This is a genomic window from Pseudonocardia yuanmonensis, from assembly GCF_039542425.1.
In the GTDB taxonomy this organism is placed as follows: domain Bacteria; phylum Actinomycetota; class Actinomycetes; order Mycobacteriales; family Pseudonocardiaceae; genus Pseudonocardia; species Pseudonocardia yuanmonensis.
In genome coordinates this window covers 12,655-28,192 of the sequence record NZ_BAABIC010000031.1, presented here as the reverse complement: position 1 = coordinate 28,192, position 15,538 = coordinate 12,655, and the positions used below count along the sequence as shown (strand labels likewise).

Sequence of the window (15,538 nt, the reverse complement as noted above, 5' to 3'; positions counted from 1 at the left end):
CCGTGATCGGGACATCGAGCTGCCCGCGACCCCACCGAGAAGCTCCTGGAGGGTGAGTCGCGGACGATGACCGCGACCAGGCCCTGAACTGGATCAGTTCCCCAGGTCCGCGGCGAGCTCGCGGTGCAGGTGCTGGCAGGACTGCTCGTTGCGGCCGTAGAGGAAGGTGCCGTGGGGGTGGGCCTTGGCGTTCTGCTGGATGGTCAGCTCCATCGGCCAGTCCTCGTTGACGGCGGCCTCCTCGAGGATCTCCCAGCTCCGCATGATCCGGCGCTCGATGCGCTCGTCGCGCTTCTCGGGGCGGACGAGGAAGCGGATGTGCGTGGTCGAGCGGCCCGCGGTCTCAGTGTCCGGCCAGACCGTCCAGAACTCGACGTGGTCGGGCGTGGAGATCACCATCGAGTTCGGGTAGAGGAACAGGTTGCTGCCCATGTACCGGAAGCTCGCGTCGACGGGCTCGCCCGCCCGGGCCTTGTCCCCCATGCGGGTGCGCGGGCTGAAGGACTGCCCGTGCCGGCCGTACTGGCGCCACACGCTGGTGTTCGTCTCGATCAGCTTGCCGACGCCCGTGGGATGCAGGAACTTCGGGTGCAGGACGTCGATCGCGCCGTCGAGCACGATCTTCCAGTTGATGTCCAGGGTGAAGGACCTGTCGAGGAAGATCTCCGCGCCGTCGAGGCCGAACGGGGCCAGCTGCGCGTCCACCTCCGGGCCGAGCCAGTCGTCGATGTCCCAGTCCTGCCGGCCGGACAGGTCGGCGAACAGGAACCCGTGGCGCTCCTCGACCCGGATCGTGTGCAGGCCGTGCCGGTCCTTCTCGACGTGGGTGTAGAAGTCGTCGTAGGGGACACCGCGCAGCCCGCCGTCCTCCCGGGAGTAGCTCCAGCCGTGGTAGTGGCAGGTGAAGTAGCGCTGCTTCCCGCAGGGCGCGTCCTCGACGCGGCCGCCGCGGTGCCGGCAGATGTTCAGGTAGCCGGCCACCGTCCCGTCGGACTTCCGGACGACGAGCAGCGGGATTCCCAGCACCTCGCGGGTGACGAAGCTGCCGCGCTCGGCGATCTCCGACCCGTGTCCGATGATCACCGGCAGCCGGGTCATCAGCTCCCGTTCCTTCGCGGCGCGCTCCTCGCTCACGAAGTGCGCGATCGGCACACGCAGATCGGTGGGCGACATCTCGGTGGTGCCGGCCTTGAGGTGCTCGGCGAGCAGGTCGGCGACGTCGCTGTTCAGCAGGCTCATGTCCGGTTCCCCCGGGTGGTGGTGAGGGGCACCGCGTCGGGCGGCACCTCGGGATAGGCCGCGCGGATCTCGCGCTTGAGGATCTTGCCGCCGAGCGTGCGCGGCAGCGGGGCGCCCGTTCCGACGATCCACTTGGGACGTCGGTAGTCGGCCAGGACGGTGCCGACGTGCGCGCGCAGCTCGTCGACGTCCACCCGGTCCAGGTCCGGAACGACGAGCATCGGCACCTCGCCCCAGCGCTCGTGCGGGACGCCGACGACCGCGCACTCCTCCAGCCCGGGCCGCCCGGCCAGCACGGTCTCGATCTCCGCCGGGTACACGTTGAGCCCACCGGAGATGAGCATGTCCTTGGCCCGGTCGACCAGGGTGAGGAACCCGTGCTCGTCGAGCCGGCCGATGTCACCGGTGTGCAGCCAGCCGCCGGCCAGCGTCTCGGCTGTCGCCTCCGGACGCTTCCAGTAGCCGCTCATCACCGACGGTCCGCGGAGCAGGATCTGGCCCGGCTCGCCGACCGGAACGTCCCGGTCGGCGGAGTCGACGACCCGGATCTCGTGGTGCATGATCACGCGCCCGACCGAGCCGACGTGGTCCGCGGCCTCGTCCTCGTAGAGCAGGGTGGCGTAGCCGCCGGCGAACTCGGTCTGTCCGTAGCCCTGGCGCATCCCGACGCCCAGTCGCTGCCAGGCGCGGATCACCTCGATCGCCATCGGCGCCCCGGCGCCGACGCCGGCGCGCAGCGCGGAGAGGTCGGCGTCGGCCAACGACGGCAGCGCGAGCACGCCCTCCCACACCACCGGCACGGCCGAGCACACGGTGATCTGCTCGCGTTCGAGCAGCTCCAGGATCTGCGGCGGGTCGAAGGTGCCCTGCACGATCGCGGGCGCGCCGGTGGTCACCGACTCGCGCAGGTAGCTCGACGAGCCGCCCGTGAAGGCCAGCGGCACGATGATGAGGACGCGGTCCTTCCAGGTCAGCGCGTCCGCGACGGCCCGGGCGTTCCCGTTGGCGATGATCGCCCGGTGCGGCAGCATGGCGCCCTTGGGCACCCCGGTGGTGCCGGAGGTGTAGGCCAGCAGCGCCGTCTCCTCCGGGTCCGGGCGGCGGTCCGGCGGCCGCTCGCCGCCCAGTCGCAGATCGTCGAGCGGGGTGCAGCCCTCCACCGGCTCCGTGGTGAGCACGGTCAGCCCGGGCACCACGGCGCGGGCGTCGGCGAGCACGGGGACCAGCGCGGGCTCGGTGACGACCATGCGGGTGCCCGCGTCCACGACGGGGTGCACCATCTCGGCCGGCGTGAACCGGATGTTCAGCAGTTCGACGGCCGCGCCGACGCGGAACGCGGCGTGCATCGCCTCCACGAACTGGACCCTGTTGGTCATCAGGACGCCGAGCACGTCGCCGGGTCGCAGGCCGGCGCGGTACAGGCCGGCGGCCAGCTCGTCCGTGGCGCGGTCCAACTCGGACCAGGTGTAGTCGCGCTCGGCGAAGCGGACGGCGAGGTGGTCCGGCAGCCGCCGCGCCCAGAAGCGCAGCAGCTCGGAGAAGTGACCGCTCACGACAGCTCCCCGAGGATCTCGTCGGTGTGCTGCCCGAGGTCCGGGGCGAGCTCCGGGGCGAACTCCTCCCCCACGACGCGGACGGGGGTGGCGGCGAAGCGCAACCCGCCCTTCTCGTAGGTGGTCGTCCGCGCCCGGAAGTGGGGGTCCTCGAGGAGCTCCTCGACGGTGTTGACCGGCCCGCCGGCGACGTCGTGGGTGAGGAACAGATCGGTCCACTCCTGCTTGGTGCGGGTGCGGAACAGGGCGTCGAGCTCGCGCCACACCTGCAGGGCGCGCTCCTCGGTCCCCTCGTCGACCGTCGAGAGGTCGATCTCCAACAGGTCCGGCCGGCCCACGGCCTCGCAGAACGCGCGCCAGAACTTCGGGTAGTGCGAGCCGAGGACGATCGCGCCGCCGTCCTTCGTGGCGTAGGCGTCGAGCAGCGGCCAGTCCGGCAGCCTGCCGTCCGGCGTCCAGCCCGGGCGCGCGTAGGTGCGGTCGGCGTTCAACGCGGCGTCGATCCTGTCCGGCATCCACGCCGTGGCCACGTCGATGCTGCTGACCTGCAGCCGCGCGCCGATGCCCGTCTCGCGGGCGCGCAGCACCGCGGCCAGGATGGCCGTCGCCCCGTACGCGCCGATGGCGTACATCGCCTGCGGGACCTCGGCCGAGCCGCCCATGACCCCGGGCGGCGACGGGTGGTCGGTGTCGACCGTGCGCATCCCCGCATAGGCGTCGAACCACATGCCGCCCGTGGCGAGGTCCCGGTACGGGCCCTCGGCGCCGGTGCCGGACACCTCGCACAGCACGGTCTGCGGGCGCACCTCGCACAGCGCGTCCCAGCCGAGGCCGAGCCGCTCGAGGTGGCCGTGCCGGGTGCCCTCGACCACCGCGTCGGCGGTTGCGGCGAGCCGCAGGAAGATCCGCCTGCCCTCCTCCGACCGCAGGTCCAGGGCCACGCTGCGCTTCCCGCGGTTCCACCGCAGGTGCATGAAGCCGGGGCCGTCCGGGGAGCCGACGGCGCGGGCCCCGTTGTGCCGCACGCCCTCGCCGGCGCCGCTCTCCACCTTGACCACGTCCGCACCCAGGTCGGCGAGGTGGCCGCCCACTGACGACGGCGCGAGCTGCGCGACCTCCAGGATCCGCACGCCCGCCAGCAGGGAGTAACCGCTCACGTCCTCGACCCCATCGTCGACGCCTCCACACGTTCGGGAACACCACGACCGTGGCACATGAGACAATATTCGTCAAGCGTCTCATGTCGCAGGGCTGCCCTAGACTTCCGGCATGGCCACCGCACGCGCGAGCACGATCGAGGAGCCGGCAGGCATGCAGGCGCAGCTGCTCGACGCGGCGGAGGATTGCTTCGAGCGCTTCGGGATCGCCAAGACGACGATGGAGGACGTCGCGAAGGCCGGCGGCGTCTCGCGCGCCACGGTCTACCGGTACTTCACCGACCGGGAGGCGCTGGTCCTGGCGTCGATCACCCGCCGGGCGCGCATGAACATCCCGCGCGCGCAGGCGCACATCCAGCGCTTCCCGAGCTTCGCGGAGAAGCTGGTGGAGGGCCTGATCTACAACGTCGACCGCGGCCACAAGGACCCGGTGGTGCAGCTGCTCGTCACCGGCGACCAGCCCGGCCTGGCCGCCCGGATCCTCGGCGGGGAGGGCGTGTCCCACCAGCTGACCTACGAGCTGTGGAAGCCGATCCTGGAGACGGCGCAGCGGAGCGGCGAGATGCGGGCGGATCTGGACCTCCACGAGGCGGCACGGTGGCTGGCCCGCATCACCACGATGATGGTGTCGCAGGAGGAGGGCATGCGGCTCGCGCCGGAGGACCTCCGGCGCGAGCTCCGCACGTTCCTGGTGCCCGCGTTCCTCGCGTGAGGATCAGGCGAGCAGCCTCCGCAGCTCGCGGTGGAAGATCTGGTTCACGACCTCGTTACGGCCCAGCACCATCCCACCGGCGTTCGCGCTGACCAGCCCGGTCTGGGCTGCGCGCAGCAGCGGGAAGTCCTCCTGGTGCAGCACGGCGAGGAGGATCTTCCAGTTCTTCTCCCAGGCCTCCTCCCACTTCTCCCTGGTCATGCCGCTGGTCTCGAGACTGGGCACGAGCAGCCGCATCTCCATCCGGCAGCGCCCCGGGTCGGTCGGGTGCGGGCGGAAGGTGAGCAGCTCGAAGTGGTCGTCGGGCTGGCGCAGCAGGGTGCTGTTGGGCAGCAGGAAGTGCCCGTCGATGACGTAGCGGCCGAGGTCGCGGTCACCCGGGTCCTCCTCCAGCCACCGGTCGATCTTCTTGCGGGGCGAGAGCATGCGCGCGTGCCGGCCGAAGTCCTCGACGACCTGCACGTTCGTGTGCACGTGCTTGCCCGCGGTGTTCGGGTGCGCGTACTGGATGTGGTAGTTGTCCGTGAACGCGTCCTGCATGAGCTTCCAGTTGGCGGGCTCGTCGAAGCCCTCGGACCGGAAGGCCAGCAGGTCCTGCAGCCGGTAGCCCGCCAGGATGTCGTCGACCTCGGGGCCGAGCCAGGAGGCGACGTCGATCTCCGCGTCCGCGTCGTCGACCATCCAGATCAGGCCGTGCCGCTCCTCGGTGGGCAGCTCGATCAGCCCGAACTTCGAGCGGTCGATCTCGCCGAAGGTGTTGTCCCGCGTGATCGCCCGCAGCGAGCCGTCCGTGTCGTAGGACCAGCGGTGGTAGCCACACGAGAACAGCCGGCACCGACCCTTCTCCTGCTCCTCCAGTAACGCCCCACGGTGCCGGCACAGGTTCACGAAGCTCCTGACCGAGCCGTCCTCCTGCCGCACCACGATGACCTTGTTCCGCGGCATCTGCAGCGTCAGGAAGTCACCGGGCTTCGGCAGCTCGGTCGCGTGCGCCACGATCGACGGCACCCGGCCGAAGACCAGGTCCCGCTCGCGCTGCGCGATCCCCGGGTCCCGGTACTGCTCCGGCCCGAACGGGACGACCGAGTCGAACTCCTCGGTGGTGTCGTTGCGCAGGTGGTCCAGCGCCCGCCGGATCCGGTCCCCTCGTGGCGCGGCTGTCATGGCGACCCCCTCGTCGACGTTTATCTATTACATCTAGGTTTATACCATGGCGGGCGCCGACGGAAGCCGGAGCGGGCGCACCTCGACCGGGATCCCGGTCAGCCGGGCCATGTTCGACTCCGGCTCGTAGCTGCCCGGCCCGTGCGGCATCAGCCGGTTGACGTTGACCCCGGGCCGCTCACGGGACAGGCGCAGCCCCGGCTGCAACCCCCAGCCGTGCTCCATGGCGACGACACCCGGGCGCAGCCCGGGATCGAGAGCGACGGACGTCTGGACCTCACCCCACGCCGAACGCACCACGACCTCGTCGCCGGGGGCCAGGCCGAGGCGCTCGGCGTCGGCCGGGTTGAGCGTGAGCGGGTTGCGGTCCCGGTCCCCGCGCTTCATCTCCGGCACGTTCGCATACCAGGAGTTCTGCGCCTTCGCGTCCCGGCGGGCGATGAGCTTGAGCTGAGCGGGGTCCTCGGCGGCGAGCTCGTCGAAGATCCGGGCGCACCGCGCGATCGCGGCGTCGAAGGCCGCCGGACGGCAGTCCACCCGCCCGTCGGCGGTCTGGATGTGCCGGGCGAAGAGCGACCCCGGTTCGGCGTCGCCGACGGGGAGCCCGTGCGGGAAGGCGGTGACCTGCTCACGGGTGAGGCCGCCCGCCGCCAGCATGTGGTCGACGCGGGACCACCGCGCGGTCTCGGGGTCCTCGGCGTCGAGCACCGAGGGCAACCCCATCTCCTGGGCGATCCGGGCCAGGATCCACCACTCCTCGCGACGCTCGTGCCGCGGCGGGACGACGGCGGGGGTCCACTGCACGAAGGTGCTGGCCTGCATGCCGAGGCCGGCGACGTTGACGTCCGCCCGCTCGAACATGTCCGCGGCGGGCAGCAGCCAGTCCGCGTACTCGCCCGTCGCGTTCGGGTACAGGTCGATGACGACCAGCAGCTCCAGCGCCTCCAGCGCCTTCCGCAGGCGTTCCTCCCCCGGGATCGTGAGCAGCGGGTTGCCCGCGATCACGACCAGTGCCCGGAGGGGCCTCTCGGCGTCCAGGACGTAGTCGGCGAGCAGTGCGCCGGGCAGGTGTCCGCGACGCATCGGGCCGAACTCGCCGTCGACGACCTCCCGCGCCAGGTCCCCGCGCGCCTTGAGGGTCGCCGGGTAGACCTCGCGGCCGGGGATGTTGCCGCCCTCCCGGTCCAGGTTCCCCGTGACCAGCACCAGCATGGTCATCAGCCAGTAGGCGAGCATCCCCTGCCGGCCCATGTTCACGCCGGTCGACATGTGGGCGGCGGCGCGGGGCGCGGCGGCGAAGTCGCGGGCGATCTCGCGGATGCGCTCGGCGGGGATGCCGCAGACCTCGGCGACCCGCTCCGGCGGGAAGTCCGCGACGAAGGCGCGGAGCCCGTCGAGGTGCGTCCCCTGCTCCCCGGCGACGGGGTCGAACCCGACGGTCCGGTCGATCTCGTGGATCAGCGCGGCGAGGAGGTAGACGTCCGTGTCCGGCCTGATCGGTACGGTCTCGCCGGTCCGGGAGCCCGCGGTCTCCGTGTCCCGCGGGTTGACGAACCAGATGCGCGCCCCGCGGGCGGCGGCCTCCGTGAGCTCGCGGTAGGCGTTGGGCACGACGAGGAAGCTGCCCTTGCTGACCCGCCAGTTGGAGCCGAGCAGCAGTAGCGCGTCCGTCCGGCGCAGGTCCGGGAGCGGGTGCAGCGCCGAGGTGCCGAACATCGCCGTGGCGGCCGCGAACTTGTTGCTGCAGTCCTGGGTGGCCGAGTTGAAGACACGCGTGACGCCGAGCCGGGCGAACAGTTCCGGGGTGCCGATGCCGACCTGCGAGTTGAAGCTCGCCGGATTTCCCATGTAGAGCCCGATGCTCTCGGGTCCGTACTCCTCGAGCAGCGAGGTCAGGGTGGTCGCGATGCCGCCGACGGCGTCGTCCCAGCTGCGGACCTCGGTCTCGCCGTCGAAGCGGTGCAGCGGATGGTCCAGCCGGTCCGGATCGGAGTGGATCGCGGCGCCGGCCAGGCCCTTCCGGCAGGCGAACCCGCCGGAGACGGGGTGGTCGCGGTCGGGTTCGAGCGTGACCAGCTCGCCCTCGCGCACCACGGCCACGAGACCGCAGGCCGGTTCGCACACCCGGCAGTAGGTGGCCGTGCGCCGCTCCCCCGGGCCCACACCGGACATCCTCGTCTCCCTCCGCGTCGAGAAACCTAAAGCTAATAGGCAGCGTGGCGGACGACAAGGCCGTGGGCCGATCGCGGATAATGTCGCCCATGCCACGTCCGGCGAAGCCGCTGATCAGGTACGACTCGGTGATCGAGACCTCCCTGCGGATCATCGACTCCGAGGGTCTCGACGCCTTCAGCCTGCCGCGGCTCGCCCGCGAGCTGAACGTCCGCGCCCCCTCGCTCTACCACCACTTCCAGGACAAGGCCGAGATCCTCCGGGCGGTCGCGCGGGCGATCGTGCTCGAGGCGAAGTGGCCGGACGAGCAGAGCGTGCCGAACTGGGTGGAGTGGTTCGTCAGGCTGAGCCTCGACTTCCGGAGCGCGGTGCTCCGGCACCGCAACGCCGCCCCCGTCCTGCTGCAGTTCATGCCCCGGGACGTCCTGATCCGCACCTACGACACGAGCGCGCGTCTGCTCGGCGAGCTCGGCGTGCCGGCCGAGCAGCGGGTCCTGATCCTCGACGGGATGGACAAGCTCACGGTCGCGGCGGCCATCACCGAGGCGGTGAAGGGCCCGGACGAGTGGGGCCGGGCGTTCGCGACCGTCGACCCGGCGACCGAACCGACGCTGGCCGAGGCCGCCGAGCTCAACCCGCGTTCCGTCGAGGAGCTCTTCGCGGAGTCCATCCGCTGCTTCCTCCGCGGCGCGCTCCCGTACATCGACGCCGACGCCCCGGCCCCCAGCCGCGCGGCGATCGCCGCCCCCGCACCCGGGACGTCCGCCGCATCATGATCTAACGCCATAAGGTGATGGGGTGCACCCCTTCCGCTTCGGCGTGATGAGCACCGGCCGCCCCGACGGCTGGGTGAACTTCGCCCGCCGGGTCGAGGACCTCGGCTACGACGTCCTGCAGGTCGCCCAGCACTTCAGCCTGCGCTCGGTGCCGCCGCTGCCCGCGGTGGCCCTGGCCGCAGCCGCGACGAGCACCCTGCAGGTGGGCACGCTGGTCCTGGACAACGAGACGACGCATCCCGCCGTCGTCGCCCGGGACGCGGCCTGGTTGGCGGCCGAGACCGGCGGGCGGTTCGAGCTGGGCATCGGCGCGGGCTGGCTGGAAACGGACCACACGGTCGTCGGGGCGCCGTGGCGGAGCCCGGCTGAACGCGTCGCCCGCCTCGACGAGGCACTGTCGCTGATCCGCGCCTGCTGGGCCGGGGAGCCCACCACGTTCACGGGCACCCACTACCGCGTCGACGGGCTGGCCAACGGCAGTGTGACGCCGAACCCGCCCCGGGTCCTGGTCGGGGGCGGCGGGCCGCGCCTGCTGGCCGTGGCCGCCCGCCACGCCGACATCGTCGGGATCGCGCCCGACATGCGGAGCGGCCGCATCGGCGGTGCCGCGGCCCGCACGGTCGCACCGGATCGGGTCGCGGCCAAGATCGAGCGGATCCTCACGCTCACCGCGGAGCGGGAGCAGCCGGTCGAGCTGCACGTCGCGCTGACCGCGGTGCTCGACCGGGCCGCCACGGCCCGCATCGAGAAGACTGCGGCCGCCTTCGGCCTGCCACCCGAGGAGATCGACGACGTGCCGAGCGTGCTCGTCGGCTCGACGGCCGAGATCGTCGAGCGGCTGCGGGAGCGCCGGGAACGCCTCGGATTCAGCTACGTCTCGGTCCCGGAGTCCGCACTGGACCGACTGGCCCCGGTGGTGGCCGAACTCGCGGGGACCTGACCACCCGGGCGGACCGGCTGGCGAGGGGACTCAGCGGGTGGCGAGCGAGGCCGAGATCCCGGCCAGGTAGAGGCGCACCGACCGTTCCAGCAGCGCCTCGCCCTCCGCCCCGCCGGACTCGATCGCCTCGACGAGGTACGGGTACCGCTCCCGCTCCACGCCCTGCGGGATGTGGGTGCGCCCGTGCACCGCGTCGCCGGCGTCGGCGAAGGCCATGCCGAAGACGAGCTTCTCCAGCCCGCGCATGATCACCCAGCGGTCACCGGCCGGCACCCCGCCCTCGGCCAGGACCCGCGCGCCCCGCTCGTGCGACGGCATGATCACGGTGTTCGGGAAGTACGCATACAACAGGCCGGCCGCCCGCGGGTGGTCGAGCAGCAGGCGATAGGTACCGAGGCACAGCCCTACGAACCACTCCTGCCACTCCCCCGCCGACGGGTTCGGCGCCAACGGCACCGAGGACAGGAGCGCGCGCGAGGCCTCGGTGAGCAGGTCCGAGCGGTTGGCGAAGTGGTGGTAGAGCGAGGGGCTGCGCACGCCCATCTCGCGCGCCAGCTTCTCCAGCGAGAAGCTCTCGTAGCCCTCCTCGTCGATCAACCGCAACGCGGCCGCGACGGCGGCCTCGCGGGAGATCAGCGGCTGCTTGGGACGGGCCATCACCGCAGCCTAGACGGCCGCGCGGCGGGGATTGTCGAAGGAACGGAAGATCACCTCGCCCGAGTCGGTGTCCACGACGGCGTAACCGACCTGCTCGCCGCGGGCGGGCTGATCGCTCATCCCGACCGATCCGGGATTGACGATCAGCGTCGACCCGACCCGTCGGGCCATGGGCAGGTGCGTGTGTCCGAGCACGACGAGATCGGCGTCGAGCTCGCCCGCCCGCTCGAACTCCGGGCTCTCCGGGTCGAGATAGCGGCCGTAGGGCGGGAAGGGGCTGCCGTGCACCATCAGCAGGCGCATCCCGCCGATGGTGCGTCGCAGCTCGGTGGGCGCCGCCTCCACGTACGCCAGCTCGGTCCGGGAGATCCGCGGCGACTCGCGGGCCCGGGTGCCACCCGGGCCGAGGAAGGACAGCTCGTGGTTGCCGAGCACGTAGAGCGCGTCCGCCTCGCGGACCGCCCGGACGATGTCGTTCGAGAACCGGTGGTCGGAGAAGGCGTCCCCGGCGACCAGCAGCGCTTCGGTCTCTCCGGCGAGCTCACCGAGCGCACGCTCGAACGCCGCGGCGTTGCCGTGCGCGTCGGCGACGATCCCCACTCTCACGTCGGCGGGGGCGTCACGCCACCGGCTGAACGGGTGCCGTCAGCTCGGGGTGCGCCTCCCGGATCTGCCGGCGCGCGATCTTGCCGCTCGCCATGCGGATCAGCGGCTCCCGCTGCACGACGACGTGTCGGGGCACCTTGTACCCGGCCAGCCGCTCTCGGCAGAACGCCGTGACCGCCTCCGGCTCGAGGTGGGCCTCGGCGTACACGATCGCCGCCGGCGTCTCGCCGAACTTGGGATCGTCGGCCGAGATGACGCAGACCTCGAGGACCTCGGGGATCTCCGAGATCACGGCCTCGATCTCCGACGGGGCGACGTTGTAGCCGCCGGTGATGATGATGTCCTTGAGCCGGTCGACCACCCGGATGTAGCCCTCCGCATCCTTGATCCCGACGTCGCCGCTGTGGAACCAGCCGTCCCGCATGGCATCGGCGTACGCCTTCTCGTTGCGCCAGTAGCCCGGTGTGACCCCGGGGCCGGCCACGATGATCTCGCCGGGCTCCTCCGGATCGCAGTCCGTCCCGTCCGGCCGCACGACCCGGTGCCGGGTGAACACCGTGCCGCGACCGATGGACTCGGGCCGGGCGACGGCCTGCTCGGCCGGGTTCAGCGTGGAGATCCCGCCGAGCTCGGTCATGCCGTAGGCCTGCCGCAGCAGCACCCCCTTGTCCAGCCAGGATCGGATCGTGCCGACGGACGCCCTGGCCCCGGCGATCGTGACCAGCTCCAGGGACGACAGGTCGGCGTCGGCGAACGCCGGCTGCTTCGCGATCTGCTCGAACAGCACCGGCACGCCGCACATGATCTGGATCTTCTCCTCGGCGAGCCGCTGGAGAGCCTTCGGCGCGTCGAAACCCTTCTCGTAGTACATCGAGACGCCGCGGGTCAGCGGGTGCAGGAAGTGCCAGAGCAGGCCCGGCGCGCCCGACATCGACAGCAGGTAGATCATCCGCGCGCCCGGCCTGATCGCGGGCTCGGCGAAGGCGAAGTCCGCGATCAGGTTGAACGTGCTGCGGTGCGTGAAGATCACGCCCTTGGGCCGGCTGCTGGTCCCGCTGGTGTAGATGATCTGCGTGACGTCGTCCGGCCCGGCCGTCGGGCGGGGCACCGGCGCCGGCTCGGTGTTCCGGAGGCCGGTGAACTCCGACAGCCCGAGCAGACTCACCGACGTGCCCTCGAGAGCGGCGGCGATCCGCTCCCGGTGCGCCTCGTCGGCGAGCACCACCCGCGGCTCGGAGTCCTCCACGAGGTACCGCAACTCGTCGCTGGTGAACCGGTTGTTGAGCGGGACGACGATCGCGCCCAGCTTCAACGCCCCGATCCCGGCGACCACCCACTCCACGGCGTTGTCGCCGATGATCGCGACCCGATCGCCGGGCACCACCCCGCAGGCCGCGTGGAAGTGCGCCGCGGCATCCGTCCAGCGGTCCAGCGTGCGATAGTCGACGACGTCCGTACCGTCGAACACGATCGCCGGCCGCTCCGGCGCGGCCGCCGCCCAGTAGCCGAGACCGTCGGTCACCAGCTCCGTCATCGGGTCTCCTCGAGGGGTGTCAGCGCTGCGGGGGTCGGCGCTGCGGGGGTCAGCGCTCCGGGGTGAACAGGATCGGCAGCTCCAGGACGCCGCGCACCTGGCTGGGGTGCGAGACGACCTGCTTCTCCGTGTCGATGCGGTAGTCCGGGATGCGCTTGTGCAGCTCCTCGAACACCAACTGCAGCTCGACGCGCGCGAGGTGCGACCCGAGGCAGCGGTGCGGGCCGGACCCGAAGGACAGGTGCCGGTTCGGCGTGCGCTCGATGTGGACGACGTCCGGGTCGTCGAACTCGCGCCCGTCCCGGTTCGCCCCGGCGAGCACCAGGAGCAGCTGGTCGCCCTCCTTGAGCTCGATCCCGCCGAGGGTGGTGTCGTGCCGGACGCGCCGACCCGGGGACACCGCGGCCTCGATGCGCAGCATCTCCTCGACCGCCGCCGGGATCAGCGACGGATCGTCGATCAGCCGCTGCCGCTCGTCGGGCCGGTCGGCCAGGTGCAGCACGGACCAGGCGAGCGTGCCGGTCACCGTGTGCAGCCCGGCGATCAGCAGGAGGAAGAACATGTTGCACAGTTCCTCGTCCGTGAGCGGCCGGACCTCCCCGTTCAGCTCGATCGGGGTGTGCACGATCATCGCGGTGATGTTCTCCGCCTCCGGGCCGCGCGCCCGGCGGTCGGCCACGATGCCGGCGAAGTAGCCGAACAGCCGACCGGCCGCGGCCTCGCGGGCGGCGTTGTTCTCCTCCTCGGTGCCGCCGGGGACGCCACGCAGCGTGGTGTCCGTGGCCTCGGTGAACATCGGCGCATCGTCGAGCGGCCAGTCCATCAGTGCGAGGAACACGCGCGCGGGCAGCTCGTGAGCGAACTCCGAGATGTACTCGGCGGACCCGCGCGAGGCGAACCCGTCGATCAGCTCGTTGATGATCTCCCGGATCCGGGGCTCGAGCGCCCGCATGCGGGTGGGGTTGAACAGCGGCTGGAGCGCCTTGCGGAAGGCGGTGTGCTCCGGCGGGTCGACCTCCAGCGGGAGGAACTTGCCGGCGCCGTGCGGCACGAGGTTGTTGGGATAGCTGGAGAAGGTCTCGGGGTGCCGCAGCACCTCGTGGATCTCCTCGTACCGGGTGACGATCCAGTGGCCGCCGTACTTCTCGGAGTACACCAGCGGCGACCGGTTCGCGAGCTCGCGGACCTTCTCGTTGATCCGGTCGGTGGGGAACGTCAACGCCGGGTCGAAGATGTCGAAGTCGGTCTTGAGGTGCTCGGGGACCGAGGTCAGGCTCGTGGTCATGGTGGGACTCTCCTGTCGGCATTGAGCAGGAAGGAGCACTGCCGGAAGCGTCTCGGCAGGTGCGTTCGGGAGGGTGGGAGCGCCACCGTCGGCAGAAACCTTATACACCTAGGTTCTGAGGTGTCAAGCGCCACAACCGGGTACGTTTCCGCACGTCAGGACGCTGCAACCCGTGTGGCGCTCCCGGTCGCCGACCTTCTCAGCGCACCTTCGCGTACCGCTCGGCGACGTCGGAGTACTCGTCCCGGATCGCCCGCTTCGAGATCTTGCCGCTCGGCAGCCGGGGCAGCTCGTCCCGACGCAGCACCACGTACCGCGGAACCTTGTAGTCCGCCATCTGCGCCCCGCAGGCCTCGATGATCGCCGCCTCGGTCACGCTGTCGTCCGCGGTGACGATCGCCGCGGGTGTCTCGCCGAAGCGGTCGTCCTTGGCCGCGATGACCGACACCTCGCGCACGCCCGGGATCCGGCTGATCACGGCCTCGATCTCGACCGGGGAGATGTTGATGCCACCGGAGATGATCAGGTCCTTCATCCGGTCGACGAAGGTCAGCCGGCCCTCCGCGTCCCGGACACCGAGGTCTCCGCTGTGGAGCCAGCCGTCCTTGAAGGCCCGCGCCGTGGTCTCCGGGTCCTGCCAGTAGCCGGGCGAGACGCCCGGTCCCTTGAGCAGGACCTCGCCCTGCTGGCCCGGCTCGCACTCGGTGCCGTCCGACCGGACGACCTTGAGCTCGGTGAACGCCGAGCCGCTGCCGCACGAGTCGGGGTGCGTCTCGGCCTCCGACGGCCAGGTGGCCGTGGCGACGCCGCCCGCCTCGGTCATGCCGTAGATCTGGCGGAGCTTCACGCCCTTCGCGCCCCACGCCTCCAGCAGCGGCACGGACACCGCTGCGCCGCCGACGACGGCGGTCTTGAGGTTCGACAGGTCCGCCTCGGCGAACTCGGGTGCCTTGGCCATGACCTCGTAGATCAGCGGGACACCGAAGATCGTCTCGATCTTGTGCTTGTCCAGCTGCCGTACCGCGCGCGAGGGGTCGAGCTGCGCCTCGACGACCAGGGTGCCGCCGAGGACGACCTGCATGACCAGACCCCAGACCAGGCCCGGGGTGAAGCAGAGCGGGAGCAGCAACAGGCTGCTGCCGCCGGGACGGAGGCCCTCCTCGCACAGCGACGCCTCGAACACGATGTCGAGCAGGGTGCGGTTCGTGCAGATGACGCCCTTCGACAGGCCCGTCGAGCCGCTGGTGAACAGCAGCGCGACCGGCTCGGCCGGGTCGCGGTCGATCCGGAACTCCTCGTGGCCCGCGCCGCGCAGGGCGGCGTACTCGGGCAACGGGACGACGTCGACCTCGCTGCCCAACTCGCGGGCCTGTGCCAGGGTGCCGTCGAACTGCGGATCGGCCACGACCACACGGGCTCCGGAGTCCTTCAGCAGCTTGTGCAGTTCGGCGCCCACCAGCCGGGGGTTCAGCGGGACCAGCACGGCACCCGCCTTCATCACCCCGAGCGCGACGGCGGCCCACTCCGGGGTGTTGCCGCCCAGCAGCCCGACGCGGTCACCCTCGGCCACGCCGCGCTCGTGCAGGGACCGCGCGACGGCCCCCGACCAGTCCCGGAGGGTGCGGTAGTCGACGGTGTCCTCGCCGAAGACGAGGGCCGTCCGGTCGCCCTTCGTGCGGGCCCACCAGTGCAGGGCGGAAGCGACCGATGTGGCCATGGGGCTACTCCTCACGCGTCGTCGCG

Annotated in this window: 13 protein-coding genes; 3 read left to right on the top strand and 10 right to left on the bottom strand. The window is 71.4% G+C overall.

Annotation, left to right across the window (positions count from 1 at the left end):
- Positions 1 to 93: 93 nt before the first annotated feature.
- Genes ABD990_RS30830 through ABD990_RS30820 form a run of 3 tightly spaced genes read right to left on the bottom strand, consistent with a single transcriptional unit; the run spans position 94 to position 3,949 of the window.
- Complete coding sequence (locus ABD990_RS30830) at positions 94 to 1,239, bottom strand: aromatic ring-hydroxylating oxygenase subunit alpha (protein ID WP_345384309.1); 1,146 nt, start codon at positions 1,237 to 1,239, stop codon at positions 94 to 96.
- Positions 1,236 to 2,792, bottom strand: a complete 1,557-nt coding sequence (locus ABD990_RS30825) for a class I adenylate-forming enzyme family protein (RefSeq protein ID WP_345384308.1) — start codon at positions 2,790 to 2,792, stop codon at positions 1,236 to 1,238. The genes ABD990_RS30830 and ABD990_RS30825 overlap by 4 nt, the downstream gene beginning before the upstream one ends.
- Complete coding sequence (locus tag ABD990_RS30820; protein WP_345384307.1) at positions 2,789 to 3,949, bottom strand: CaiB/BaiF CoA transferase family protein; 1,161 nt, start codon at positions 3,947 to 3,949, stop codon at positions 2,789 to 2,791. Before ABD990_RS30820 ends, ABD990_RS30825 begins: the two co-directional genes overlap by 4 nt.
- Before the next feature lie 112 nt (positions 3,950 to 4,061).
- On the opposite strand from ABD990_RS30820, the gene ABD990_RS30815 reads away from it, so the two are divergent.
- Complete coding sequence (locus ABD990_RS30815; protein WP_345384306.1) at positions 4,062 to 4,661, top strand: TetR/AcrR family transcriptional regulator; 600 nt, start codon at positions 4,062 to 4,064, stop codon at positions 4,659 to 4,661.
- A gap of 3 nt (positions 4,662 to 4,664) precedes the next feature.
- On the opposite strand, the gene ABD990_RS30810 is transcribed toward ABD990_RS30815, so the two are convergent.
- On the bottom strand, positions 4,665 to 5,825 hold the full coding sequence (locus ABD990_RS30810) for an aromatic ring-hydroxylating oxygenase subunit alpha (RefSeq protein WP_345384305.1): 1,161 nt from the start codon (positions 5,823 to 5,825) through the stop codon (positions 4,665 to 4,667).
- A gap of 39 nt (positions 5,826 to 5,864) precedes the next feature.
- Positions 5,865 to 7,997, bottom strand: a complete 2,133-nt coding sequence (locus tag ABD990_RS30805) for a molybdopterin-containing oxidoreductase family protein (RefSeq protein ID WP_345384304.1) — start codon at positions 7,995 to 7,997, stop codon at positions 5,865 to 5,867.
- Positions 7,998 to 8,086: 89 nt separating this feature from the next.
- Here ABD990_RS30805 and ABD990_RS30800 point away from each other — a divergent pair, with 89 nt between their 5' ends.
- Together ABD990_RS30800 and ABD990_RS30795 are read left to right on the top strand one after the other, a co-directional pair.
- Complete coding sequence (locus ABD990_RS30800; protein ID WP_345384303.1) at positions 8,087 to 8,773, top strand: TetR family transcriptional regulator; 687 nt, start codon at positions 8,087 to 8,089, stop codon at positions 8,771 to 8,773.
- Positions 8,774 to 8,795: 22 nt separating this feature from the next.
- Positions 8,796 to 9,713, top strand: coding sequence for a TIGR03621 family F420-dependent LLM class oxidoreductase (locus ABD990_RS30795; RefSeq protein WP_345384302.1), 918 nt, complete (start codon positions 8,796 to 8,798; stop codon positions 9,711 to 9,713).
- Positions 9,714 to 9,743: 30 nt separating this feature from the next.
- Here ABD990_RS30795 and ABD990_RS30790 read toward each other — a convergent pair whose 3' ends face one another.
- From ABD990_RS30790 to ABD990_RS30770, 5 genes are all read right to left on the bottom strand, one after another.
- The gene (locus tag ABD990_RS30790; protein ID WP_345384301.1) at positions 9,744 to 10,370 is read right to left on the bottom strand and encodes a TetR/AcrR family transcriptional regulator; all 627 of its coding nucleotides are present in this window, start codon (positions 10,368 to 10,370) and stop codon (positions 9,744 to 9,746) included.
- A gap of 9 nt (positions 10,371 to 10,379) precedes the next feature.
- Positions 10,380 to 10,976 (bottom strand): metallophosphoesterase family protein, encoded by a 597-nt coding sequence (locus tag ABD990_RS30785; protein WP_345384300.1) that lies wholly within the window; start codon positions 10,974 to 10,976, stop codon positions 10,380 to 10,382.
- Positions 10,977 to 10,989: 13 nt separating this feature from the next.
- Positions 10,990 to 12,510 (bottom strand): class I adenylate-forming enzyme family protein, encoded by a 1,521-nt coding sequence (locus ABD990_RS30780; protein ID WP_345384299.1) that lies wholly within the window; start codon positions 12,508 to 12,510, stop codon positions 10,990 to 10,992.
- A gap of 49 nt (positions 12,511 to 12,559) precedes the next feature.
- The gene (locus ABD990_RS30775) at positions 12,560 to 13,795 is read right to left on the bottom strand and encodes a cytochrome P450 (RefSeq protein WP_345384298.1); all 1,236 of its coding nucleotides are present in this window, start codon (positions 13,793 to 13,795) and stop codon (positions 12,560 to 12,562) included.
- A gap of 199 nt (positions 13,796 to 13,994) precedes the next feature.
- Positions 13,995 to 15,512: a class I adenylate-forming enzyme family protein gene (locus ABD990_RS30770; protein WP_345384297.1), complete on the bottom strand. Its 1,518-nt coding sequence runs from the start codon at positions 15,510 to 15,512 to the stop codon at positions 13,995 to 13,997.
- Positions 15,513 to 15,538: the final 26 nt, after the last annotated feature.